Below are 23,652 nucleotides of genomic sequence, written 5' to 3' on the forward strand. Positions count from 1 at the left end.
GGGTCAGGCCTCCCCCCCGAACGCTGCGCGTAGAGGTTGCAGCAACCGCTCCAGCCGCACACCACGGGAGCCCTTGAGCAGCACCAACTCGTCGCCCTTCAGCAGAGACGAGACCCGCGTCACCAGCGCCTCGGGATCTTCGACGCGCACCAGACGTTCGTCCGTGCGTTCCGGGGCCGCGCTCGCGAAGGCGCCCGTCGCGATCACACGGTCCAGTCGACGCGCCAGAGCGCTCCCCAACACCTGCTCGTGCAGGGCCCCGCTGCGGTCTCCCAACTCCAACATGCTTCCCAGCACCGCGACCTTTCCTCCCGCATGGGGGAGCATCTCCAGCAGATCCAACGCGGCCTCGACGCTCTGGGGATTGGCGTTGTAGCAGTCCACCAGCACGCGCAGGGTACCGATGGCGCGCATCTCGCCACGCATACCGGTCGGCTCGACGGAGCCGAGGCCGGAGGTGGCCACCCGCGGCTCCACGCCGAGCTCTTCTGAAAGGGCGAGTGCCAGAAGTGCGTCGACCACCGCCGCGCGTCCCGGGATACGAAGGCGCACCGGTTCTCCCTTCCACGTCCACCCGAAGCAGCCCTGATCGTCGACGGCCGCGTCGTCGGGGCGCAGGTCCTGATCGGCCCGGGGGCTCCAGCCGGCCACGCGCACGGCCCGACCCGTGGCACGGGCCGCCGCCGCCAACTCGGGGGGCTCGTCTCCCACCAGGGCCACACCGTGCGCCGGAAGACCGCGGACCAGCGCGAGCTTCTCGTGCAGCACGCCTGCGAGGCTTCCCAGGCCTTCGAGGTGCGCTTCCCCCACCGTGGTGACCACCCCCAGGGAGGGCTCGGCTACGTCGGTGAGGGTCGCGATCTCACCCGGCTCGTTCGTACCCATCTCCAGCAACACGACCTCCGCATCGGCCGGGGCCGAGAGAAGGGTGAGCGGGAGGCCGATCCGGTTGTTCAGGTTGGCGGTGGTGGCATGCGTGCGCAGGGCGCCACCGATGGCTCCCTTGGCCAGCTCCTTGGTCGTGGTCTTCCCGGACGACCCGGTGATTCCAACCACACGCGCAGCCAGGGCTCGACGGCGGTGACGCGCGAGGGCGCCCAGCGCCACCAGCGTATCCGGCACGGCGTACGCAACCAGTCCGACGCTCCCGGCCTCCTCTGCGCGGTCCTCCCGCACGATCGCACCGCGGGCTCCATCGCGCGCCGCTTCGGCCAGGAACGCATGGCCGTCGAAGCGCTCCCCGACCAGCGCCACGAACAGGTCCCCCGTGCGGATGGCGCGCGTGTCGGTTGAGACATCTTCGTACACAGGACGCTGCGAGCCACCTTGTATGCCAAGTGCCTTGCGGACCTCGCGATCCGTCCAGCGGAAGGCGGTCACGCGTGGCGTCCCAGGTGCTCATGCACGATACGGCGCTCGTCGAAGGAACGACGCTCACGCCCCACCACCTGGTAGGTCTCGTGCCCCTTCCCCGCGAGGACCAGCACGTCCTCGGGGCCGGCCATGTCGAGCGCATGTCCGATCGCCGCCCGGCGGTCCGTGATCCGCTCGTAGCGCGCGGTCCCCAGTCCCGGCACGATCTGATCGATGATCGCGTCCGGATCTTCGGTACGAGGATTGTCGGACGTCACCACGATCCAGTCGGCGTGACGTGCGGCGGCCTCGCCCATGCGCGGACGCTTCCCGGGGTCACGATCCCCACCAGCACCGAAGAGCACGATCAATCGGCCGCGAGTCAGCGGTCGCAGTGTCTCCAGAACCCGGTCCAGTGCTTCAGGGGTGTGGGCGTAGTCGATCAGCACCGTGCATGGAGCCGTCGCCACTCGTTCCAGGCGGCCAGGCACTTGAGGTGCACGCTCGAGTCCGAGGGCGACTTCCGGAAGGGAGAGCCCCAGCGCCAGCGCCGCCGCGGCAGCACCGAGGGCGTTCTCCACGTTGAAGCGCCCCAGCAGCGGCAGCTGCACGCGCGCCTTCTCTCCCTTCCATCGCAGGAAGAACGCCGAGCCGCGGTGGTCCATCGTGAGTCCGGTGGCCTCGAGATCCGCCCTCGTCTCGACCCCGAAGGTCAGCGCAGGCCGCGCGGACAGTCGGCCGCTCCAGGCCTCCTCCTCCGCGTTGATCACCGCCGTCCCACGCTCGTCGATCAACTCCGCGAGCCGGGCCTTGGCGGCGATGTAGTCGTCCAGGGTCGGATGGTAGTCCAGGTGGTCACGGCTGATATTGGTGAACACCGCCACCTGGAAACGGAGACCATCGACGCGACGCTGATCGAGCGCATGCGAGGACACCTCCATCGCCACCGCCCCCACTCCCGCATCGACCAGGGAGCGTAGCCACTGCGCCAGCTGCACCGGCCCAGGCGTGGTGAGCGACTCCGTGCCAGGGCGCACCGACCCGCCGGGCTCCACCAGCCCCAGCGTGCCAATGGCCACCGCGTCCATCCGGGTGGCGAGCAGCGCGCGAATCAACAGCGCGGTGGTAGTCTTGCCGTTGGTGCCGGTCACGCCGATCAGCGTCAGCGCTCGCCACGGCGAACCGTAGACCCGCTGCGCGGCCAGCCCAGCCGCCCGGCGTCCGTCCCGCACCACGACCTGCGGAAGCGTCAGGCCGGGCGTGGGGCGCTCAACCACCGCCGCCACCGCACCGCGATGGGCGGCGTCCGCGACCGCGTCGTTGGCGTCGAACTGCGTACCGGCCCATGCCAGGAACACGTCGCCCGCCTGCACCGCCCTGGAGTCCTGGGCCGCGCCGGCGAGCACCGGATCGCCTGCTCCGGCCACGCCGGTGACGAGCCCCGCCGCCTCCAGCTCCTCACGGAGCGCACTCAGTCGCAACACAGCGCTCACGGGCGTGGGTCTCGACTCCCGTTGCGTGGGGCGGCCACGATGAAGATGGTGTCGCCAGCGGTTCGCACGCTGCCGATGGTCGGACGCGTTCCGGTCACCACGCCCTCCCCGCTCCAGCGCACTCGGAACCCGGAGGCGTGCAGGCGGCGAACCGCCACGCGCGAGGACAAGCCGCGCACATCGGGCACCCGCAAGGCGCCTTCGGAAGGGGCTACCGCGACGGCGGGGTCCGGCGTGGGCAGCGCGGCCCAGGCCTCCGCGCTCGAGTGGGCGTCGTCGTTCCCGGCGTCCCGGCCGGCGAAGCGGAAGGGACTCGACACCGGCGACCGGCGCGCCTGTCGGCGGGACGTCTTCACCAGGGCACCGCGATCGAGGGGCGTGCCGTGGGCGGCGAGAATGGACTCGAGCGTGGCCAGTGTCACCGGCGCGGCCACGGATCCGCCGTAGTAGCCACCGCGGGGCCGGTCCAGCTTGACGTACACCACGAGTTGGGGGTCGTCGGCCGGAAAGAAGCCCACGAACGAGGAGTAGTACGCGCCCACTTCGTATCCACCGACGCCGTAGGCGCGCGCCGTTCCGCTCTTGCCGGCCACGCGGAACATGGACATCTGCGCACGCGTGCCGGTGCCGTCCTCGACGACATCGACCAGCACCTCGCGGATGGCCCGCGTTACGTCCTCGCTCGCGACGCGGCGCACGACCCGTTTGCGGTCTTCCCGCACGACGCTGCCTGAGGGGTCGCGGACCTCGCGGATGAGCAAGGGCTCCAGCAGCGTCCCGCCGTTGGCGAGCGCGGCGTAGGCCATGGTCATCTGGATCGGGGTCACACCGACCTCGTAGCCGATGGCATGGGAGACGGCGGACTGCGCAGACCATTGCGAGGGGGCCCGCAGCGTGCCCCGCACCTCACCCGCCAACGGCACTCCCGTGTAGCTGCCGAAGCCGAAGTCCCGCATGGTCTCGTACTGCTCACGCGCGCTGAGGCGCTGGGCCGCCTTGGCCACACCGACATTCGAAGAGACGCGCAGCACGTCCGCGAGCGTCATCTTTCCGCCGGCGTGCACGTCGTGCACGGTCCGGCCGTGGATGGTCCAGCTCCCGTTCCCGGTGTCGATGGAGTCCGACAGCTGCATGAGCCCACGCTCGAGCAGGGCCACCAACGTGATGGGCTTGAAGGTGCTGCCCGGCTCATAGGGCGTATTGACCACCGACAGTCCGGGCTGACCGTCCGATCGCAGCGAGACCATCGCCAGGATCTCGCCCGTGCGGGGGTCCACCACGAGGAGGTCGCCGCCCGCGGCGTTGGTGTGCTCGATCTGGCTCTGCAACGCCTCTGCGGCGATCTCCTGTACGTCCAGATCCAGGGTCAGCGTGACGGACCCTCCCGGGACCGGCGGGCGCACCGTCCAGGTCTCGCCCGGAATCTCCCGGCCGTACCCGTCCCGGGCGCTGACTTCCTCGCCAGCGGCGCCAGCCAGGATCGCGTCGAACGTCTCTTCGATCCCCCCCAGGGCCTTTCCGTCGATGATGCTGCCGAGCAGTTGCGTGCCCCGGAGGCCCGCAGGATACACGCGCCGGACCATGCGCTCGGTGTGCACGCCGGCGAGGCCCTCCAGTCCCTCACGGACGGAAGGCGCGAAGTCGCCAGCGACGTACTTCCACTTCCGGGACGAGCGTACCGCGCTGCGCGCCTCGCTGCGCGAAATGCCGAGCGCCTCGACCAGGCGCGTTTCCGTAGCGTCCGCGTCCCCAACCTCCCGCGGGGCGATCGCGACCTTGATCCGCTCCTGCGACACGGCGAGTGGAGCCCCATTCCGATCGAGAATCGCGCCACGAGCCGCCGGCACCTTCACGGTGCGCTGCTGCTGGTTCTCGGCCAGATCCCTCCACACCTCCGCCTGCAGCACCTGCACCTGCACCGCGCGTAGCACGATGGCCAGGCCGGCGAGCACCCAGAAGGCAAGGACCACGCGACGCCGGCCCACGGGGCGACCGACACGGGCTGATGCGGATCGGGAGCGGCGACGACTCACGAGTCCTCCAGCGGAATGAGCCCGAGCTCGTCTTCTCGGGGTGGGCGGAGTCCCAGAAGGGCGGAGGCTTCGCGAACGCGCGGTCGGCTCTCCAGGTAACGGATCTTCTGTGCCAGATCGGAACGCTCGTCCCGCTCGAACAGGACGTCGGCCCGCAGCCGCTCCCGCGCTTCCATCACCAGGCGAGCCCGGCCCTGGCGCCACGCCACGGCGCTGAGCGCGGCGAGGAAGCAGGCCACGGCCACAGCCACCAGCACGGGAGTGGACGCCCGGTTCATGCGGCGGCCCTCCACGCGCGCAGCTTGGCGCTACGCGCCCGCGGGTTGCGCTCGGCCTCCTCAGCGGAGGCGGTGACCGGCGAGCGGGTGAGCGTCTCACCCAGCGGGCGGCCCCGGCACACGCACACCGGCAGGCGCGGCGGACAGACGCAGGAGCGGCTCCACTCCTGGAAGGCGCGTTTCACGATGCGATCTTCCAGGGAGTGGTAGGCGATGACGACCACGACCGCGCCGGGCGCGAGCGCAGCGCGGATGGCAGGCAACGCGCTCTCCAACGCCTCCAACTCCGCGTTGAGGGCGATGCGCAGCGCCTGGAATGCGCGTGCCTTCTCCCCCATCGACGCCGAGCGCCCCAGCGTACGGGACAAGGCCGCCACCAGGTCGTCGCTGACCGCGAACGGAGCCGCGGCGCGACGCCGCACGATCTCTGCTGCCAATCCCCTGGCCCGGGGCAGCTCGCCGTAATCCTTGAAGATGCGGTGCAGCTCGTCCGCGGACGCCTCGTTCAGAAGGTCGGCGGCACTCGGCCCCTCGCCCTCCATCTGCATCCCCAGCGGAGCCCCGGGCCGGAAGGTGAATCCGCGGCGATCGGCATCGAGCTGATGGGAGCTGACCCCCAGATCCAGGAGCGCCCCGCTCAGGGAGCCCGGCGCCACCTCGGCCACGCCGAGGGCCTCGTCGAAGCGGGCGTTCACGAAGCGAACCCGTTCCCCGAAGGGAGCCAGCCGGGCTCGAGCTGCTGCGAGCGCCTCCGGATCCCGATCCACGGCCAGGAGGTCGCAGGCGGGGCAGTGTTCGAGGATCCGCGCAGCGTGGCCCGCCCCGCCCACGGTGGCATCGAGCACCGTGCCTCCGTGAAGGGGGCCGAGGTGCTCCAACACCTCGTCCACCAGGACTGGCTCGTGGTACGACACGCGAACGACCTCATCCGAAGATCTGCAGCGCGAAGCGATCGAAGTCGGGCCCCGCCGCGGCGCGCGCGCTTTCGCTGAAGCGGGCGGGATCCCAGATCTCGATCCGATCCAGCATCCCCACGAACAGCACCGTGTTTCCCAGCGCGGCCGCCTCCTTGAGCCAGCCCGGAACCAGAAGCCGGCCCTGCTTGTCGAGGGAGGCATCGACCGCGTTGGCCGTGATCCAGCGCACCTGGTCCTGCGCGTCCTGCGACGAGCGCCTGAAGTCCAGAAGACGGCGGCTCACGTCCGCCCACGCAGAGGTCGGAAACAGCGTCAGAGCCTGGGGTTGCCATTGGAGGAGCACGAAACCCTCCCCCTCGGCCTGCCGCCGAAGGGGAGCCGGGAGGCTGACGCGTCCCTTCTCGTCCAGTGAACCCTCGTACCGCCCCAGGAAGCCCGACACCGCACACCATTGTGGGAGAAAGTGGCAGATCGTGGCAAACAGGGGGGCAAGATAGGGGCCACGGGGGTGGCGAGCAAGGGGAGGGGGCGTCTGGGAGGAGAAATGGCGAAAAGGCGCCTCGAACCAGGTCTCGAGGCGCCTCGGGGCACGTCCGCCAAACGGCCGGGAGGGCCGGCCGGTAGGATCTATTTTCCGGCTCGGAATGGCGATCCACCCAGCGCGGCAGGAGACGGCCATCGCTCCCGGGATCGCGGCGAGCCGAGCGAGGCGGACTCCCCTCCCCCGAACACGACAAAGCGCCCTGGAGCGATTCCGCTCCAGGGCGCCGGGATCCCACAACCGGAGGGAGAACCTCCGGGGACGGTGCCGGCCGGGGGGACGCCCCGGCCGGCCCGTCAGTCTCTAACGGCCACGCTTGATGATGGCCTCTTGGATCTCGATGAACGTGTTGGAGTTGGTGATGTACTGATCGATGTTCACGTTCTGTTGCTGCTGGTACCCGCGGTGCGCCTGGAACAGCTCGAGCGCCCGCTGGAAGTAAGGAAGCGCCCGCTGCGCCGTCTCCAGCGTCTGCGGCTTGCCGATGGCCTCACCCATCTTGTACCGCGCATACCCGTTCCAGAACCCGACCTGGTTCTTGACCTCGGTGCTTTGCGCGAACGTCATGGCGTGGTCGAAGAGCTGGATGGCCTTGCCGAAGTTCTGCTCCTGCACTCCACCCCGGTAGCCCTGGCTGAAGAGCATGTTGGCGATGGCGTCACCGTTCTGCTCTCCGCTCTCCACCGCCGTGCGCAGCGCGGGAATGGCCTCGTCAGTGCGATCGGCTTCCATGAGCCACAGTCCACGCCGCGCCAAGAGGTTCGGATACGCTGAGTCGATCGAAGCCACCCGATCCAGCGCGGTGAGCGCGTCGTCGAGACGGTCGGCCCGCTTCAGCACGTCCGCGTACAGCGACCAGAGCTGCGCCTCGTCCCCGTGCGTCTTCAGCGCGTCTTCCGCAGCCGAGATGGCCTCGGGCAAGCGGTCGAGCTGCTGGAGCGCGGCGATGCGGTTGCGGATGTCGGTCACGTTGGCCTCGGTGCCACGCATGGGCAGCACCTTGGCATACGCGTTGAGACCCTCTTCCAGCAGCGTGCGCTGCTCGTCCGTGATCACGCTGGCATCGCTGCCACCGACGGCGCTGGCCGCCACGATCGCGTAGCGTGCGTACTGCTCCAGCAGATCGGCGTTGTCCGACTCGATGTCCAGACCGGCCTTGATGACCTGCATGGCCCCGTAGGGGTCACCAGCCTGGGCCATATCGAAGGCCACCTTCATGCGGACCTGCACGTTCCCTGGAGAGAGCTCCAGGTAATCGTTGTAGAACCCGCGCGCCTCCTCGGCATTGCCGAGCTTCACGGCCGCATATCCCGCGGCCAGGAGAGCGTTCTCGTGGATCGGGTTCTTCTCGAGCACCTGACGGAAGTCGCGCATGGCGTCTTCGTAGCGGTCCTGCGAGTTGTAGACGAACCCGCGGGTGTACAGCGACCCCACACCGTTCGGATTCAACTCGATGGCCCGGGTGCAGTTTTCCTCCGCGCTCTCCCACTGCTGGCTCTGCGCGTACTCGGCGCAGAACTGCGCATAGCGCTGCTGCTCGACCAGCGTGCGGAAGAACGTGGAGATGTGGTCCGCAGCTTCCTTCTCGCCCTTCTCGCCCACCGTGATTTCCTGGACGTCGAAGGTCTCACTGGTCTGGGCGTCGATGAACTGCGCGGTCACCGTCGCGTCTTTGCCCGTGGCCGGCTTCACATAGCCGCAGACCACCACCGCAGCGTTCGCGATGTTGGCCAACTGGCGGGCCTTGATGCAGTCCAGGTCGTCCTCGTCGATGCGGTTGCGCTTGAGGACGTCCTTCAGCTCCTTCTTGTCGATGGGGCTGTGGGTCGGGAAATCATTGATCCGATCGCGCAGCTCTTCCGCGATCTTCTCCCCGAGCTTCTTGTTGCCGCCTTCGGCGGGCCAGAAGTTCGGCACCAACACGCGAAAGCGAGCAGACGCCGTCTGCTCCTGCGCCGCGGAAAGCGTGGGCAGAAGCGTGGCGAGCAGCAGTGCCGCTACGCCCGTTGCGAGACCCCGAGTCAAGCGTTCGTGCATCCTACCTCTCCGTAGAGACCCCCGGTATCGTGATCGAGAACCCATCCCCACCCAACACCCTTGCAGCTTGAAGGGAAGTAAACCGGCCCGGGGCATAGGGTCCCCTGGGGCCGTTCAAACCCCAAAACCTGCAACCTAGGACCAGCCCGCGGGGGCGGTCAACCGGCGCTTCATCGCGGGGTTTTCCCTCCGTCCCGGGAGAATACGGCCTGGCCCCCGGCCCCTTTCGGCCTCCGCGAAGGCTGCCGTCGGTCCCGACCCGGGGCGGGGTCGGCCCCGCTCCATGGGCCGAGCCGTTGCTGCCGCTCCGATCCCACGGGTCAGCGCCGGTTCCCTAGGTCGCTCCCTCCTCCCCCCCCAAGCCCGGACCCTCATGGGCCAGAATACGCTCCCTGAGCTCTGCCGGGATCCGGGTGGAACGCCCGGCCGCGTAGTCGTACATGACCTGGATGGTCCGGCCGCTTACCAGCAGCGCTCCTTCCCCGGAGCGGACCTCGTAGGCCATCTCGAAGTGCTTCTTCCCCAGGCGTACGATGCCCACGGCGACCTCGAGGTCGTCCGGATACAGCACTCGCTGGCGGTACCGTAGCGTGGCCTCGGCCAGGACGTAGTCGATGTCCTCGATGCCGGGACGCCCCATCACGTCGCGCCAATACGCCGCGCGAGCCTCCTCGAAATACATTAGGGCCACGGAGTGATGGGCATGGCCGCCAACGTCGATGTCGCGAAAGCGCACCGGCACGCGGTGGCGGAAACGCAGGATGGGATCGCTCATGGGGAGACAAGGTAACGGACAGCGGGTGCTGGTGGTGGGAGGCGGCATCATCGGCCTGGCGGTCTCCCGGCAACTGGCCCGGGACGGCTGGGACGTCACCATCCTGGAGCGCGGCCGACCCGCTGAAGAGGCGAGCTGGGCGGCGGCGGGCATGCTCTCACCGCTGGGCGAGTCCGAGAGCGGCCCCTTCCGCGCGCTGGCCCTGGACAGCCATGCGCGTTACCCCGAGTGGACGGCGGCGGTCGAAGAAGAGAGTGGCCACGCGGTGGACCTGCGCCCCAGCGGCCGCCTCGTGCTCGCCCGCTCCAGCGAGCGTGCGGCCGCCCTCCGCCAGGAGTGCGCCGTATTGTCTGGTGAGGGTCACGCCGTCGAGTGGCTGAGCCGCCCGGACGCACGCGCGCACCTGTCGACGCTCTCCGAGGACATCGAAGGCGCTGCTTGGCACGCTCTGGATGCCCACGTCGACAACCGCAAACTGGGCCCCGCGCTCCTGCGGGCCGCCGAGCGGGCTGGCGTCGCGGTCCGCTGCGGCAGTGGGGTCAGCCACATCCTGATGGAGGGGGGCCGTGCCGCCGGAGTACGACTGGACTCGGGGGATCGGCTCCCCGGAGAACGGGTGATCGTGGCGGCCGGAGCCTGGTCGGGGATGATGGACAGCCCCCATCCGGTGCCCGTCCGACCGGTGCGCGGGCAGATGCTGGCCCTGGCGCCTGCCGCCACCCCGCCGGAGCACCCCATCGTGGACTCGGGGGACGTCTACGTGATCCCGCGGGCGGGACGGATGCTGGTGGGAGCTACCGTGGAGGAGGCGGGATTCGATCGAACGCTCTCCCCCGCCAACGCGAACCGCCTCCGCTCCGGCGCTGTCCGCGCCCTGCCAGGCCTCGCGGGCGCCTCCGTCGACGAGGAGTGGATCGGCTTCCGTCCGGGCACGCCCGACGGGCATCCCGTGCTGGGGTGGGCACCGGACGTCGAGGGCCTGTTGCTGGCGACCGGTCACTATCGCAACGGCATCCTTCTGGCCCCGGTCACGGCAGCGCTCGTCGCCGACCTGCTCGCGGGGCACCCTGCCCCGCTGGCCCAGGCCTTCGCACCGAGCTCCTGAAATTCAACGGTTTTCGGACGCGGAACACGCTGCGCTCCCCCGTGTTGAACGCGCGTCCCGACCGGAACGAACCGTTCCGCTCACCCGCTCAGGAGGAACCATGCATTCTCGTCCACGTCTCTGGGCACTCGCGCTCGCGCTCTCGTTCGCGGCAGCTGCGCCGCCCACGCTGAGCGCACAGGAGTGCTTCGTGCGCGGCAACCGTGAGGAGGCGGCCAACCGGCCCAGCCCCCTGCGCACCACCACCGCCCAGGTGGGCGACCAGACCGTGCTCGTCTGTTACGGCGCCCCGTCGGCGCGGGGGCGGACGATGATCGGAGGCCAGCTGCAGCCCTACGGACAGCCGTGGCGTTTCGGCGCCAACGAGGCCACGTCGATCCATCTCCCCTTCGCAGCGGAGATCGCGGGGGTGCGGGTGGAGCCTGGCTCCTACTCGCTCTGGGTGATCCCCGGGGAATCCGAATGGGAAGTCCACGTCAACCGGATCGTCGAGCGCTGGGGCATTCCGCTCGACGATGCTGTCGTGAGCGCCGATGTGGGACACGGCACCGTGCCTGTGACCCGGGCCGACGAGCCGGTGGAGACCCTCACCATGGAGCTGGAGCCCCACGGTGGAGGTCATGCGGAGCTGTTGGTGAGTTGGGAGCACAACCGGATCCGCATCCCGATCCACGGCTCCATGTAGCCACTGCCCCACCAAAGCGCACCACACGACGAAGGCCCCGGACGGCAAACCGCCGCCGGGGCCTTTCTCGCGAGCGTCGACGCCGCCGACTAGCGACTGCGGATACGGATCCCGCCGCTCCCGGTGTCGACCTCGATGTGTCCACGGCCGTCCCCGAGGATCCCGCGGAGGTAGTCCCGCTGCGACTGCGAGATGCGGATCGGCAGGTCGACGTCGATGCCACCGCTTCCGGTCTCCAACTCCAGCTCAGCGCCGGCTTGCTCGGGCAGCGCCAGGGTCACGGCACCGGAGCCGGTATCCACTTCGAGTCGCTCCACGTCGACCGTCACGTCGAGGAAGACCTCACCACTCCCGGTGTCGACGACGACCACGGGTGACCGGAGCTCCTCCATCGATACCGACCCGGAGCCCGTGTCGAACCGAGCGGACTCGGCCGAGACGGTGGAGCCGCGGATACCGCCCGACCCCGTGTCGATGTCCACGCGGCTCCCGCTCACCCGCTCCATCTCCACGCCTCCCGAGCCGGTGTCGACCACCACGTCCCCTTCCACACCGCGCACCCACACGTCGCCGGATCCGGTGTCGATGCTCACGGGGCCATTGTGCTCTTCGACCCCGACGGTGGCGGCACCGACGTCCACGTGCAGCGCGCCCTGCATGCCCTGGGCAGTGACCTCACCCGCCGCCACGTAGATGGAGAGATCGTGGTCGGCGGGCACCTCGATCCTGAGATCTGCCCATGCTTCCAGGCCGCGGCCGGAACTGCGGACGCGAACCCGTCGGCCGCCACGCCCTTGATCGAAGAACGTGCCGTCGTCGCGCACGCGCAGGTCCGTGCTGCCATTGCGGCGCGATCCGTAGACGATGTTGTCGCCGGGATAGATGACCCGAAGCGTCTCACGCCCGTCGATGCGCCCCGTCTCGACCTCGAGCTGCTCCGCGTCGTCACCGTGGCGCGTCAGCGTCACCCGAACTTCGGAGCCGGATCCCCGCACGATCTCCGCCTGTCCGGCCAGATTGTAGATGGCGACTTCCCGGCCGCTGATGGCATACCGCTCTTGTGCCGCACCCGGCGCTGCCGCCACGGCACCCAACGCCAGCACCAGGATCGGCGCGACTCTCCACGTATGCATGATGTCCTTTTCCCTCACCCCTAGTGGATGCGGATGCGCCCGTTCACCGTCTCGACCTGGACGCGCTCGCCCCCGCTTCCCAGCTGCCCGCGCGCATTGCGCTTGCCCTTGGAGTGCAGGGTGACGGGCAAATCGGAGGCGAAGCTCCCGTTCACCCAGCTGGCGTCCACATCGGCGTCGGCACCGTCGGGCAGGTCGAGCTCGACCGCTCCGTTCACCGTGCTCACGTGCACAGGGCCACTGAGAGCGTCGGCCATCAGGTGCGCTCGGACGGAGCCATTCACGCTGGAGGCATTCAGACGTCCCAGGGACTCGACCTCGACGCTCCCGTTCACAGCGCTCACGTCCACCGCGTCGATGCCGCCCGTCACCTCGACGCCCCCGTTCACCGTCGACGCCGAGAACTCGACGCCTTCGGGAACACGGATGTCGAACTGCACCTGCACATCACCGTTGCGAACGCGGCCGCGGCGTGAGCCGTCTTCGCAGCCGTCCCAGTTGTCGTAGATCGCGCACACCGTGATCCCACCGGAATGCTCGCGCACCTCGACGCGCACGTCCGCCACGTCGCCATGACGGCTGGTGCGCACGGCCCGCACCTCAACCTCGGGGCCGTCGGACGCCGACGCCGTGATCTTTCCGTTCAAGCCCACCACGGCCACGCGGTCCCCCCGGTCCACCCGCCCGCTCCACTCGAAGGGGCCTTCCTGTCCTTCCCGGGCTTCGGCCGAGGGGCGCTCCGCGCTCCTGTACTCGTAGACCACACGATGGGCGGCGCCGTCGTCCCGGTGGAACAGCCGCTCCGTCAGCGAGAAGGCGGCATGCGTGACGCGATCGGCCGCCCAGGCGGCACGGGCGCCCAGCGAACTCTCGCGCACCAGCCAGAGGCTGCCCATCAGCGCGATCCCCAGCAAAACCGTCGTTCCAATCGGCTTCCTCATCGACCCTCTCCTCGGCTGTGCCGTGTTCTCTGATCGCTCCGGTCGTCCCGGCGCACCTGCTCGCGGTCGTTCTCCCCCAAGCCCCGTACGCGCACGTCCCCATCGAAAGTTTCGACCCGCAGGGTGGCCTCCCCTGCGCCCATCCTGAATTCCAGCTCGGTGCCGTTCCGCAGCCGTTTGGCCTCGATCGGGAAGGACGCGCTGAAGGACCCTTGCCGGGCGCGGGCCCGCACCTCCAACGAGGCATCCTGCGGCAGCGCCAGGGTGATGTTCCCGTCGTGGGTGGTGATCGAGGATCGGCTCCCGGGCGCGAGCGAACCCCGGAAGCGTACGTCACCATCGATGGTGGCCACCTCCAGCGACCGCGCATCGACGTCGAGCACGTCCACGTCCCCGTCCACACTGCTCAATACGAATGCACCGGCCCCGCGCTGGACGAGGATCTCGTCGTCCGGCGCGTCCACGTTCACGTTGCCCCGCACGTCCTCGAGCCAGACGCCGCCGTCCAGCGCCCGGACCGAGACGGTGCCCTGCACGTCGCGCAGGCGTACGTCGCCCTCCTGGATCCGCAGGGACACGTCCGCTCTCAGGCCGCGCACGTCCACCTCCACCTCCTGCCCGTCGACCTCGAGGTCCAGCCAGCGAGGTGCTCGGACGTGGTACTCCCGGGGCACGTCCGCCGAGTGCCCCCTGCTCGAGGCCCGGACACGGATCTGCGAGCCATCGCGGTCCAGACGGTACCCGCCCCGCCAACCGTCCACCGCGATCTCCAGCTCGCTTCCGTCGGTGGCCTCGACATGAAGCACGCCCCCGATGCGGGAGAGATGGAGATGGTCGCCGCGTTCGACGCGCAGCACGGTATCGGTGGCGGGGGAGCCGACCGCGAGCAGCGCAACGAGGGGGAGGGCAGCAAGCATGTCAGGAACTCACCACGAGCGTTTCCTGGAGGTAGCGCGCCTTGCGCCGCAGGGTCGCTTCCAGGTGTTCCTGCAGGTAGGGATCGGCGGGGTCGGCGGCCAGCGCCGCCTGGCTCTCCGCGATGGCCCGATCGATCAGGTCCAGATTGCGGCGCAGGACGCGCAGCGTCTCCGGCGCGAGAAAGTCTTCCGCCCCCGCCAGCACGGCCTCCAGCTCGGCCAGCTCCTTGGCCAGCTCCGGAGAGCGCGCGGCGTCGGAGACGACGCGGGCCTCCGTCGGCAGGGCGACGGCCGGCCCCAGCACGGGCACCGCGGCCACCCGTTCGGTCCGGGGCGCCGGCCCGCGCGCCACCCAGGCTGCGCCTGCCCCGAGCGTGGCCATGGCCAACGAGGCCGCGGCCGCTTGTACAACGCTCAGTCGGATGCGCCGGCGCCGCAGGGGCACGACCTGGGCGGCGGTCCCTGACTCCGGCGACGCCACGCGTCGAGTCAGCCGGTCCCGCACGTTCGGCCACAGATCCTGGGCCGGTTGCCGCGGGGGAAGCCCTGCTGCCGCGTCCACGATGGCCTGCAGGTCGGCCAGGGTCCGACGACATGCCTCGCACCGGGCCAGATGGGCCTCGACCGAGCCGCGCTCCGCGGGCGACAGGGCATCGTCCATCCAATCGGAGAGCCGCTCCGCGACGTGGCTCACGCCCGGCCTCCCAACTGCGTCCTGAGCATCATGCGCGCCCGATGGAGCTGGGACTTGGACGTCCCTACCGAGATACTCATCGCCGTCGCGATCTCCTCGTGCGTGAACCCTTCCACATCGTACAGCACGAACACCTGCCTCGCTCCTTCCGGGAGCGTGCCGATGGCTCGCTCCAGATCGATCGCCAGCCCCACCGTGGCCCTGGGCCCGGCGATCCGGTCTCCGTCCGGGAGCCCACCCGCGTACCGTCGCCGGCGCGCGATCTGCTCCCTGCGTCCCAGGATGTGGTTCACCGCCAGCCGATGCAGCCAGGTCGCGAACCGGGACCGCCCCTCGAAGGTCGGGAGCTTCTCCCACGCCCGCACGAACACCTCCTGGGTGAGATCGTCCGCAGCATCGTCGCCCACCAACCGACAGGCGAGACTGAACACCCGCGTGACGGTGCTGCGATACAGACGCTCGAACGCCTGGGGATCCCCGCCCCGGGCCAACTCGACGTCCCGTATCTCCTCACTGGCGGCGTTCGGCCCCACGTTCAGCGGCGAATCCCCCGGATCGGTCTCGACGTATTCGATAGGGGCCGGCCTCCACGGGTTGGAACGGTCCGCCGCGCGGGTTGGGCCCGGGCCCCTTGACCGTCCCCCGTACGGAGCGCCAGCCTCTCACGTGTCAGACGGTCCGTCCACCTTTGGCGCCCTGGACAGCGCCAGGAGACTCAGCATGCAGATCCTTCCGGTCGACCTGACAGGTCTAGTCGCCGTGATCCTGGGGATTTCCGTGGTCCTGGTGCCGGTGATCGGGCTCACCGCCCGCTTCGCTTTGAAGCCCACGGTCGAGGCCCTTTCACGCTTCTTCGAGTCGAAGGGCCGAGACGAGGCTCTCGTCCTGTTGGAGCGCCGCTGCGCGCTTCTGGAGAGCCAGCTCGAGGCCATGGAGATGGATGTCCAGCGCCTCCGCGAGGGTGCGGACTTCGATCGACAGCTCACCTCGGGAACCGCGAAGGCCCCCTGACTTTCGTGACACCGGAGATCATCGCTCACCGAGGGTATTCGGCACGGGCGCCCGAGAACACGGTCGCAGCGCTGCGGCTGGCGCTGGACGTAGGAGCCCCCGCCTTGGAGTGGGATCTGCAAGCGAGCGCGGACGGGGTCCCCATGGTCGTGCACGACGAGACCCTGGAGCGAACCACCGATGGGCTGGGTAGGGTCGACACCTACACACAGGCCGAACTCTCCGATCTCGATGCGGGATCGTGGTTCGACCCGGCGTTCGCCGGAGAACCCCTGCCCGCCTTGAGCGAGGTCCTGGACGCCGTGGGCGCCCGGGCGCATCGCCTGTATCCGGAGATCAAGGTGGGAGCATCCCCGAAGGAGGTGGACCGCATCCTCCGCGAGGTCGAGAACCGCGAGCTTCTCCGGAAGACCGTGTTCATCTCGATGGATTGGGACGCCCTGGATCGGATCCAGGCGGCAGCTCCCGGGACTTCCGTGGCCTACATCGTGGAGGCCGAGGACCGCTTCGAGGCTGCGATCGACCGTGCGCGGGACCGACCGCACACCCTCCTCGATCCGGACTATCGCCTCGTGCTCGCGGATCCGGACCGTACCGCCCGGGCGCGCTCCCTGGGCATCGAGTTCGCCGTTTGGACCGTCAACGATCCCGAGGAGGCGGCGAGACTGGCGCGGATGGGTGTGAGCCGGTTCACCACCAATGAAGTGGAGCGGCTTCTGGAGTGGGCCAGCGAATGGAAAACCGAGGGCTGACCCGCTTCTTCAGACGCGGGCGCGCGGCGCCTTCCCTACTGTAGCTCTCCGACGCCTGGCACCGTTCCGAAGAGCGGCTTGCCGGGTGCTTCCGGCACGGTTCCTCCGATCGAAGGCAGAGTGAACAGGAAGCGGGTGCCCTCTCCCGGTGCGCTCTCGACCCAGATGCGGCCGCTGTGGGCCTCCACGATGCCCTTCGCGATCGACAGACCCAGCCCGGCGCCCCCCTGCCCTTCGCTGAGCTGCCAGAAGCGATCGAAGATCCGGTCGAGATGATCGGTGGGGATGCCCACGCCGGTGTCCGCGACCTCGAAGACCACCTCGCCCTCGCCGGGCAGGCTGCGGATCACGATCCGCCCGCCCTCGGGGGTGAACTTGATGGCGTTGCCCAGCAGGTTCGAGAACACCTGCAGGACGCGGTTGCGGTCCGCATTGACATGCGGCAGCGCCCCCGCCAGCTGTTCGTCGATGCGGATGCCTTTCTGGTGGGCCAGCGGCCGCAGCTGTGCGAGCACGTCTTCGACCAGGGGTCCCACCGCGTTGGGCGTCGGGTGCACAGGCAGGGTGCCGGTCTCGATGCGGGAGATATCCAGGAGGTCGCGGATCAGCTCCTCCATGTGCTTGGCCTGGCGTTTGATGACCACCAGCTGCTCGCGCTGCTTCTCGAGCGGGAGCGGCACCTCCAACAACAGGTCGGCGGCGATGTAGATGGTGCCCACCGGGTTCCGCAGATCGTGCGACACCACGCCCACCACCTCGTCACGGGCACGGACCGCCTCGTGCAGCGCGGCCTCGGCCTCCCGGATCTCGGTCAAGTCGACGAACGACAACACGGCGCCCCGGACCTCGCGCCCGTCGATCATGGGTCGACAGGATACCTTGGCGGGGAACGTGCTCCCATCCAGCCGACGAAGCTCGGTGTCCGTACTGAACGAGACGTTGCCCGACTCCAGGGCCTGGCGGAAGAGCCGTGGCATGCCGGACTCGGGCTCGTCGCCGAATGCCAGCGAGTCGAGATCCCGGCCCAGCGCACTTCGGGGTGAGCGCCCGAGCATCTCCGCGGCAGCGCGGTTGATGAACGTGCAGCGTCCATCGAGGTCGACCCCGAGCACGCCGTCGGCGGTGGCACGCAGCACCGCGTCCGTTTCGCGTCGGGCGTGGACCGCGTCCAGCCGGCGGCCATTCGCCTCACGGGCCAGTCCTCGCAGCCGACGCGCGACCAACCCCACGGCAACAATGGCGAGCAGCGCCGAAAACAGCGCCGCGATCACCAACCACGACATGATCCGCTGCTGCAGGGCTTGGTTGGCGGCCGCCTCCGCGCGGAAGTCGGCGACGCGGCTGCGGAAGGCCTCGTTCAACCGTTGCGACGAGGTCAGCAGCCCGTCGTAGTAGGTCTGCTCGGTGGCCACGCGTGGCAGCCACTCTTCGAGGCTGATGTCTCCCGCCAGCAGAGGTAGGTGGTACAGGTGCCAATCCTGCGCACGTTCCCACAGATCCGTGAGCAGGCGTTCGAGCTCTTCGTCCCGCTGACCGGACTCCTCCGGCAACCGCTCCTCGACCAGCTGCTGGAGCTCGGAGAACCGCTCGCCCGCGCGGGCGCGCTCCGCCTCGTAGGCGTCGCGGATGCGTCGGCGCTCGACCGCGCTCTCGGTTTGCTGGAAGGCCTGCACCCGCGAGAACGCACGTACCTCGGCGACATGGAAGCGCCAGGCCAGCTCCTGGGCAGGCTCGTAGATGCCCCCCACGAGGTCTTCGAGGGGGGTGAGGCGCTTGGAGAGCTGGACCGGCACCAGACCCAGCGCCAACAGGAGCACCACCAGGAATGCCAGAAGGGCGTGCGTCGCCCGCTCCCGGCGGCGGTTCTCCGCCTCCGCCAGGGGATGCAGCCGGCTGGGTTCAGCCTGGGATCCCGCCATGCACCTCGTTCGCTCGAGCCAGAGCCACCACCCGGGGGGAAACATATGATGGCCGGACGGGCCGGTCACCCCCGCCGAGAAGCCAACGTCTCAAGGCGCGCCCAACGGACGCTTCGGAAAGGATCACCACTGCAGACGGAACCCCAGGAACCGGATGTCCGAGTTGTCAGGCGGCCCTTCGCCCGGTCCTCCCTGGCTGCTGCCCTCGGTCACGGAGAGGATGACCGCCACGGCCACTCCGGTGACTGCGGCCAGCGCCCCCGTGCGCGCCCAGCTGAAGCGTTTCTCCTCCACGCTCACCAGACCGTCCCAAGGCAGCGCCAGGTACGTGTTGAAGCGACTGCCGGTGGCGGGCGTGCTGCCCCGGGCCGGAATGGTCAACGCCAGCGCAGCGGCATCGGTGGGCTCCGCAACCCGGCCCTCCACGCGCTCCGTGAGCTCGCCGATCACATCCGCCTGCTTGAGCGCCTCCTCCCGGGTCAACGTCACCCGCACAGGGTCACCCGCCTCCACCGCGCGCGGGTCGACCGGCGCGAAGGTCTGACAGGCTCCCAGCGCAGTGGCGACCGCGACGCCCACGCACAGGTCGCGGACGGTTCTCTTCGTTCTCGCACGACTGGTTTGCACTGAACCTCCCTTCTCGTTCCCACGGCAAGCGACGACGGGGGCGACCGTAGCCGGCCGCCCCCGCGTCGATCTCCTACGTGTTGTTGCTCCCGATCAGAGGCTGGGGTTCACCCGGCGCTCTTCCTGGGAGATTGGGAAGCAGGTGTCCCGGCCGCTCGAGAACGGATCGGCCACCACGCCTCCCTCCTCCTGCCAACGACGGAGGTCATACAAACGCCGTCCCTCCAACCACAGGGTGGCGCCCCGCTCGAAACGCAACGTCTCCCAGGCCTCGGCCAGCGAAGCGGGCTCGGCCAGCGCCGCCAGACCATAGACGTCCCGGGCCTGATTCAGCAGATCGGTCATCCCGGGGATGTCACCGTTCCGCAGCGCTGCTTCTGCCCTCAGCACCAGCATCTCGGCGCCCTTGGTCAGCGGGATGTCGTCGTCCTGCGTGCGGAACTTGAGCTGCTGATAGAAGTCCGTCTCGCCATCCTGACCCTTGGAGACCTGCCCCGAGTTGTCGTACACGATCTGCCAGGGCACGCGCGGATCGTTGGGGTCGTTGTTCTCCCAGATGGTGTTGAAGACCGTGAACTCCTTGCGGGCCGTGGTCTCGAAGACCAGGTCGTTGCTGACCGCGCCCACCGCCGTGCTGTAGATGGCGTTGTAGACGAAGCTCGCCGGCACCTGCTGGGCATCCGCCACCGCCTGCGACCAGTTGTCCAACCAGGCGCGCACGGAGGCGCGCCCACCGTAGGCGGCCCGAACATAATCCTGCCGATTGGCGGCCGTCCCCACCGCGATGGCCCGCGTGAAGAGCGAGTCCGCCCGGATGAAGTGCTCCGTGTTGGGCACCTCTGGGCCACCGTCGACGGTGCTGGTGCACTGCCACTCGCCCAACGTGCGGTTGGCGAAGCCGCCGAGCAGGTAGGCGCGTGCCACGTTCGGATCCTTCTCGAACTGGGCCGGCTCCAGGATCTCGGCAATGCGCCGGAGGCCGTCCTCGGCTACCCAGCGGGCCTGCTGCAACGTGCCGTACTCGCCGTCCCAATCCGCCGGCGTCTGCAGCAGCTGTCCGCGCGGATAGGTGCCGAAGTCATAGCTGCCACCGTGCCAGATCTCGCCGTCCGCAAGCAGCACGTTCTGTAGCGAGCCGTCGATGGACTGCGTGAGATCGAAGGACATCCCCGCCACGATGCCGGGAATGGCATCCGCGGTGTTCAGGTCGGCGTCCGCGATGCGACCCGGGGCCTCGACGTCCAGCGAAAGCACGTCGGAACACGCGGCCGCCGGCCCCAGCAGGGCCAGCGCGAGAGCGTAGCGGATCGTCTTGTTGTTCATCGTCATGATCGCCGCCCCCTAGAACGTCGCGCGGATGGAGAACAGGAACGTACGCGGCGCCGGGATCTGGTAGTACTCGCGGCGACCGTAGTCGGTGGCGCCGTCATAGATCCCGCCCTCGGCTCGGTCCTGGAAGTCCTCGACCTCCGGGTCCACGCCGGTGTAGTCCGTCCACTTGAACAGGTTCACACCGGACAGCGTCACGCTGGCCCGCTGCGCATAACGGCCCACCCAGGAGCTGGGCAGGTTGTAGGTGAGCGAGATGTTGCGGAGCTTCCAGAAGTCCGCCTTCTCGATCCAGAACGACGCGTCGTGGCCACCGTACAGGTTGGTGGCGCAGCGCGCCCGCTCCAGCGCCGTCACGTCGTTGAGCGCGTTCGCGTCACCGGCCCGCGACGCGAAGATCTTCTCCTGCACGCCATAGCACGGGTACCACACGCCCCGGCGACCGTTCTGGTAGCCCGTATAGTTGGGCAGATAGTGCCCACCCTGGTGCTCCAGCAACGCGTCGATCGAGAGACTCTGCCCCAACGTGATCGTGGAGTTGAGCCCGATCAGGCGCGTCGGGTTCGTGGGTCCGATGAGCGCATCTTCCTCGATGATCGGATCCGCGAAGGCATCCGGGTTGGTCACCACCAGTCCGTAGTAGGACGGCACCGCGTGCCCTTCGCGGATGCCCGCCAGGTTGTCGGCGTCCAACTCCTGGCCCGCCAGGTCCACGGCCTCCGTCTTGTTGAACGCGATGTTGGCCCGGGCCCGCCACTCGAAGTTCGCGCGCTGCAGCAGCGTGGCGCTGAGTTGGAACTCGCTGCCCGAGCCCTTGATCTCGCCCACGTTCTCCACGCGCGTGGCCAGGAAGCCCTGCGAAGGCGGATACGTCACCGGCACCAGCGCGTCGGTCGTGGTGGTGCTGTAGTAGGTGGCTTCCACACCGAAACGGCCTTCCAGGAAGGACGCATCGAAGCCCACCTCGATCTCACGCGTGCGCTCGGGACCCACCTGGTCGTTGCCGATGTCGCCGGGGGTGAAGCCCGCCACGCCCTCGTCGCCGGTCACGGGCCTCCAGGTGCGCAGCTTGTCGAACGCGCCCGGTGCCTTGCCGGACTCTCCGACCGCTGCCCGGAACTTGGCGGCGTCGAACCAGTCGGTCGGCCAGAACGCGTAGTCGGACAGAATCCAGGACAGGGAGAGCTTCGGATAGTACTGGAGCCCGAAGTCGTCACCGAAGGCCGAGTTCCCGTCCACACGCAAACCGGCCGTCAGGAACAGCCGGTCCTGGAAGCCCACCGACTCCTGCAGGAAGAAGCCGGCGTTGGTGGTCGCCACGGTCGCGTCCGTCACACCGGTGGCGCCACCGCCCGACGTCAGCGTCGGCTTGCCCGGGCCCGCGAACTCCTGCGTGCTCACGAACTTGGTGCGGTAGCGATCCCTGAAGATCTGACCACCCCAGGAGAACGTCGAAGCGATGGACTCGCCGAAGCTGTTCTGGAAGGAGCCCGCGTAGTCCACGGACAGCTTGGAGCGGATGTTGCTCTCCGAGCTGTAGAAGCCACCGGGGTTACGGAGGTGGCCGAAGGGGTCCCACTCCTCCGAGTCGAAGGACAGATAGTCCCAGCCCACCGAGAAACGGTTGGAAAGGGACTCGAACGGATTGTAGCCCACCACCAGCCCGGTGGTGTAGCGGTCACTGGTGCCCGTGTTCTGTGAGTCGAACAGGTAGCCGTTGCTGGCGCACAGCACGGTCACGTTGGCGCAATCCTCGCCTTTGCCGCCCTTGAAGTTGCCGTTGGTGCCCCGCCCCACGTTGAGCAGGAAGCCGTTGGCGTTGTTGCCGTCTTCCACGAAGCGGCTGTTGCGGCGCGTGTAGGCCGTGTTCAGCGCCACGCTCAGGTCCTCGATGGGCGAGAAGTCCAGGTTGCCCCGGAAGCCGCCGTCGCGTGAGCGCTGCGTCTGCAGCGTGCCCTCCGCGTCCGAGTAGTTGCCGGACACGTAGTAGGAGACGCGCTCGGAGCCACCGCGCACGGAGAGGCCGTAGCGCTGCTGAAGCCCATTCTGGAACCAGCGGCCCGACGCCGGACAGGTGGGATCCTCGAAGTAGACCTTCTCGCCCGCCGTGCTGCGGCTCATAGACAGGCCGTACAGGTCCTGGGTGCGACCGCATTGTGTGAACAGCTCGGTCGGATCTCCATCCGGGCCCACCTGGCCCATGTTGGAGAAGCCCGTGGTCAGGTCGGCCGTCCAGATGGGCTCACCGGACACACCACGCTTGGTGAAGATCTGGATCACGCCGCCCGCAGCCTCGGTGCCGTACAGCGTCGTGGCGGAGGCACCCTTCACCACCTCGACCCGTTCGATGTCCTCCGCGTTGATGTCCTGCAGCGGCGAGATCGACTGACGGGCCGCGGTCCCGATGGAGATCGGCTGGTTGTAGACGCGCACGCCGTCGATGTAGATGAGCGGCTCAGGCGCCTGAGACGCGGTGTTCTGTCCGCGGATGCGGATGGTGCCGCCCGTGCCGGGCTGCCCCTGGGCCTGCGATACGGTCACGCCCGGGATGCGGCCACCGATGATGTTCTCGGGGTTGGTCACCGGAGCCAGCTCCAGGTCGCGCGAGGTCACGGCGTCCAGGGCGTTGCCCACCTCTTTGGCGCGCACCTCGGCCGCCGTGCCCGTGACCACGATCTCGTCCAGCGCGATCGCGGTCTCGCTCAAGTTGAAGTCGGCCGTGGCTGTACCGCCGGCAGCGATGGTGATCTGCTGCGAACCGGATACGTAGCCCAGGAGCTCTACGCGCACGGTATGGGTGCCGGCCGGCACGTTCAGGATGAGAAAGCGACCGTCGGCGTTGGTCAGACCGCCGATGCGGAGTCCCTCGATGAAGACCTGGGCACCGGAGAGCGGACGCGCCGTGGCGGCCGCTTGCACGCGACCGACCACACGGCCCATTTCCTGGGCGTCGAGGTCAGGGGTCAAGGGCCCAGCCAGGAGCGCCACAATGGCGAACCCGCGGGCCAGGGCGGACAATCGAATGTTCATGCACGACCTCCGGCGGGGGCCCGCGCCAGCGCGCAGGACTCCGCATGGGAAAAGGGGTGTGATGGCTCGCGCCCGGTGCAGG

Annotated in this window: 21 protein-coding genes; 4 read left to right on the top strand and 17 right to left on the bottom strand. The window is 69.0% G+C overall.

Going from position 1 to position 23,652, the window contains the following annotated elements; translation table 11 throughout:
• Positions 1-3 precede the first annotated feature (3 nt).
• The 8 genes from murF to R3E10_04130 form a co-directional block, all read right to left on the bottom strand.
• Positions 4-1,380, bottom strand: coding sequence for a UDP-N-acetylmuramoyl-tripeptide--D-alanyl-D-alanine ligase (gene murF / locus R3E10_04095; protein ID MEZ4414912.1), 1,377 nt, complete (start codon positions 1,378-1,380; stop codon positions 4-6).
• Positions 1,377-2,846: a UDP-N-acetylmuramoyl-L-alanyl-D-glutamate--2,6-diaminopimelate ligase gene (locus tag R3E10_04100; protein MEZ4414913.1), complete on the bottom strand. Its 1,470-nt coding sequence runs from the start codon at positions 2,844-2,846 to the stop codon at positions 1,377-1,379. The genes murF and R3E10_04100 overlap by 4 nt, the downstream gene beginning before the upstream one ends.
• The gene (locus R3E10_04105; GenBank protein MEZ4414914.1) at positions 2,843-4,879 is read right to left on the bottom strand and encodes a penicillin-binding transpeptidase domain-containing protein; all 2,037 of its coding nucleotides are present in this window, start codon (positions 4,877-4,879) and stop codon (positions 2,843-2,845) included. Before R3E10_04105 ends, R3E10_04100 begins: the two co-directional genes overlap by 4 nt.
• Positions 4,876-5,157, bottom strand: a complete 282-nt coding sequence (locus R3E10_04110; protein ID MEZ4414915.1) for a hypothetical protein — start codon at positions 5,155-5,157, stop codon at positions 4,876-4,878. The genes R3E10_04105 and R3E10_04110 overlap by 4 nt, the downstream gene beginning before the upstream one ends.
• Positions 5,154-6,071, bottom strand: a complete 918-nt coding sequence (rsmH, locus tag R3E10_04115; GenBank protein MEZ4414916.1) for a 16S rRNA (cytosine(1402)-N(4))-methyltransferase RsmH — start codon at positions 6,069-6,071, stop codon at positions 5,154-5,156. Before rsmH ends, R3E10_04110 begins: the two co-directional genes overlap by 4 nt.
• A 10-nt stretch (positions 6,072-6,081) precedes the next feature.
• Positions 6,082-6,753, bottom strand: coding sequence for a hypothetical protein (locus tag R3E10_04120; protein MEZ4414917.1), 672 nt, complete (start codon positions 6,751-6,753; stop codon positions 6,082-6,084).
• Between the two features lie 165 nt (positions 6,754-6,918).
• Positions 6,919-8,652 carry a tetratricopeptide repeat protein gene (locus R3E10_04125; protein ID MEZ4414918.1) on the bottom strand — a complete coding sequence of 578 codons (1,734 nt, stop codon included), beginning with the start codon at positions 8,650-8,652 and terminating at the stop codon, positions 6,919-6,921.
• Between the two features lie 334 nt (positions 8,653-8,986).
• The gene (locus R3E10_04130) at positions 8,987-9,427 is read right to left on the bottom strand and encodes a thioesterase family protein (protein ID MEZ4414919.1); all 441 of its coding nucleotides are present in this window, start codon (positions 9,425-9,427) and stop codon (positions 8,987-8,989) included.
• Here R3E10_04130 and thiO point away from each other — a divergent pair.
• Positions 9,426-10,532 (top strand): glycine oxidase ThiO, encoded by a 1,107-nt coding sequence (thiO, locus tag R3E10_04135; GenBank protein ID MEZ4414920.1) that lies wholly within the window; start codon positions 9,426-9,428, stop codon positions 10,530-10,532. The two genes, R3E10_04130 and thiO, sit on opposite strands and share 2 nt — an antisense overlap.
• 100 nt (positions 10,533-10,632) lie before the next feature.
• Entirely contained in the window at positions 10,633-11,217 is a 585-nt protein-coding gene (locus R3E10_04140) for a DUF2911 domain-containing protein (protein MEZ4414921.1), read from the top strand.
• 89 nt (positions 11,218-11,306) lie between these two features.
• On the opposite strand, the gene R3E10_04145 is transcribed toward R3E10_04140, so the two are convergent.
• From R3E10_04145 to R3E10_04165, 5 genes are read right to left on the bottom strand one after another with little or no spacing between them, the layout of a single operon-like run.
• Positions 11,307-12,350, bottom strand: coding sequence for a DUF4097 family beta strand repeat-containing protein (locus R3E10_04145; GenBank protein MEZ4414922.1), 1,044 nt, complete (start codon positions 12,348-12,350; stop codon positions 11,307-11,309).
• Between the two features lie 20 nt (positions 12,351-12,370).
• The gene (locus R3E10_04150) at positions 12,371-13,291 is read right to left on the bottom strand and encodes a DUF4097 family beta strand repeat-containing protein (protein ID MEZ4414923.1); all 921 of its coding nucleotides are present in this window, start codon (positions 13,289-13,291) and stop codon (positions 12,371-12,373) included.
• Positions 13,288-14,208 (bottom strand): DUF4097 family beta strand repeat-containing protein, encoded by a 921-nt coding sequence (locus tag R3E10_04155; GenBank protein ID MEZ4414924.1) that lies wholly within the window; start codon positions 14,206-14,208, stop codon positions 13,288-13,290. Before R3E10_04155 ends, R3E10_04150 begins: the two co-directional genes overlap by 4 nt.
• Position 14,209: 1 nt before the next feature.
• A complete protein-coding gene (locus R3E10_04160; GenBank protein ID MEZ4414925.1) occupies positions 14,210-14,902 on the bottom strand; it encodes a zf-HC2 domain-containing protein in 693 nt (230 codons plus the stop codon).
• A complete protein-coding gene (locus R3E10_04165) occupies positions 14,899-15,435 on the bottom strand; it encodes a sigma-70 family RNA polymerase sigma factor (protein MEZ4414926.1) in 537 nt (178 codons plus the stop codon). The genes R3E10_04160 and R3E10_04165 overlap by 4 nt, the downstream gene beginning before the upstream one ends.
• Before the next feature lie 187 nt (positions 15,436-15,622).
• Here R3E10_04165 and R3E10_04170 point away from each other — a divergent pair, with 187 nt between their 5' ends.
• Positions 15,623-15,913 (top strand): hypothetical protein, encoded by a 291-nt coding sequence (locus tag R3E10_04170; GenBank protein MEZ4414927.1) that lies wholly within the window; start codon positions 15,623-15,625, stop codon positions 15,911-15,913.
• A gap of 5 nt (positions 15,914-15,918) precedes the next feature.
• Complete coding sequence (locus R3E10_04175) at positions 15,919-16,665, top strand: glycerophosphodiester phosphodiesterase family protein (GenBank protein ID MEZ4414928.1); 747 nt, start codon at positions 15,919-15,921, stop codon at positions 16,663-16,665.
• Positions 16,666-16,700: 35 nt separating this feature from the next.
• Here R3E10_04175 and R3E10_04180 read toward each other — a convergent pair whose 3' ends face one another.
• From R3E10_04180 to R3E10_04195, 4 genes are all read right to left on the bottom strand, one after another.
• Positions 16,701-18,584, bottom strand: a complete 1,884-nt coding sequence (locus R3E10_04180; GenBank protein ID MEZ4414929.1) for an ATP-binding protein — start codon at positions 18,582-18,584, stop codon at positions 16,701-16,703.
• 123 nt (positions 18,585-18,707) lie between these two features.
• Positions 18,708-19,163 (bottom strand): hypothetical protein, encoded by a 456-nt coding sequence (locus R3E10_04185; protein MEZ4414930.1) that lies wholly within the window; start codon positions 19,161-19,163, stop codon positions 18,708-18,710.
• Between the two features lie 141 nt (positions 19,164-19,304).
• Positions 19,305-20,534 (bottom strand): RagB/SusD family nutrient uptake outer membrane protein, encoded by a 1,230-nt coding sequence (locus R3E10_04190; GenBank protein MEZ4414931.1) that lies wholly within the window; start codon positions 20,532-20,534, stop codon positions 19,305-19,307.
• A gap of 18 nt (positions 20,535-20,552) precedes the next feature.
• On the bottom strand, positions 20,553-23,570 hold the full coding sequence (locus tag R3E10_04195) for a SusC/RagA family TonB-linked outer membrane protein (protein ID MEZ4414932.1): 3,018 nt from the start codon (positions 23,568-23,570) through the stop codon (positions 20,553-20,555).
• Between the last annotated feature and the right edge of the window lie 82 nt (positions 23,571-23,652).

The organism is Gemmatimonadota bacterium (genome assembly GCA_041390105.1).
In the GTDB taxonomy this organism is placed as follows: Bacteria; Gemmatimonadota; Gemmatimonadetes; order Longimicrobiales; family Gaopeijiaceae; genus JAGQIF01.

Excerpts from the sequence above, each read along its gene's own strand:
- R3E10_04110 (MEZ4414915.1), bottom strand. The coding sequence starts at position 5,157 with ATGAACCGGGCGTCCACTCCCGTGCTGGTGGCTGTGGCCGTGGCCTGC.
- R3E10_04120 (MEZ4414917.1), bottom strand. The coding sequence starts at position 6,753 with ATGGCCGTCTCCTGCCGCGCTGGGTGGATCGCCATTCCGAGCCGGAAA.
- R3E10_04125 (MEZ4414918.1), bottom strand. The coding sequence starts at position 8,652 with ATGCACGAACGCTTGACTCGGGGTCTCGCAACGGGCGTAGCGGCACTG.
- thiO (MEZ4414920.1), top strand. The coding sequence starts at position 9,426 with ATGGGGAGACAAGGTAACGGACAGCGGGTGCTGGTGGTGGGAGGCGGC.
- R3E10_04130 (MEZ4414919.1), bottom strand. The coding sequence starts at position 9,427 with ATGAGCGATCCCATCCTGCGTTTCCGCCACCGCGTGCCGGTGCGCTTT.
- R3E10_04140 (MEZ4414921.1), top strand. The coding sequence starts at position 10,633 with ATGCATTCTCGTCCACGTCTCTGGGCACTCGCGCTCGCGCTCTCGTTC.
- R3E10_04145 (MEZ4414922.1), bottom strand. The coding sequence starts at position 12,350 with ATGCATACGTGGAGAGTCGCGCCGATCCTGGTGCTGGCGTTGGGTGCC.
- R3E10_04150 (MEZ4414923.1), bottom strand. The coding sequence starts at position 13,291 with ATGAGGAAGCCGATTGGAACGACGGTTTTGCTGGGGATCGCGCTGATG.
- R3E10_04155 (MEZ4414924.1), bottom strand. The coding sequence starts at position 14,208 with ATGCTTGCTGCCCTCCCCCTCGTTGCGCTGCTCGCGGTCGGCTCCCCC.
- R3E10_04170 (MEZ4414927.1), top strand. The coding sequence starts at position 15,623 with ATGCAGATCCTTCCGGTCGACCTGACAGGTCTAGTCGCCGTGATCCTG.
- R3E10_04180 (MEZ4414929.1), bottom strand. The coding sequence starts at position 18,584 with ATGGCGGGATCCCAGGCTGAACCCAGCCGGCTGCATCCCCTGGCGGAG.
- R3E10_04190 (MEZ4414931.1), bottom strand. The coding sequence starts at position 20,534 with ATGAACAACAAGACGATCCGCTACGCTCTCGCGCTGGCCCTGCTGGGG.
- R3E10_04195 (MEZ4414932.1), bottom strand. The coding sequence starts at position 23,570 with ATGAACATTCGATTGTCCGCCCTGGCCCGCGGGTTCGCCATTGTGGCG.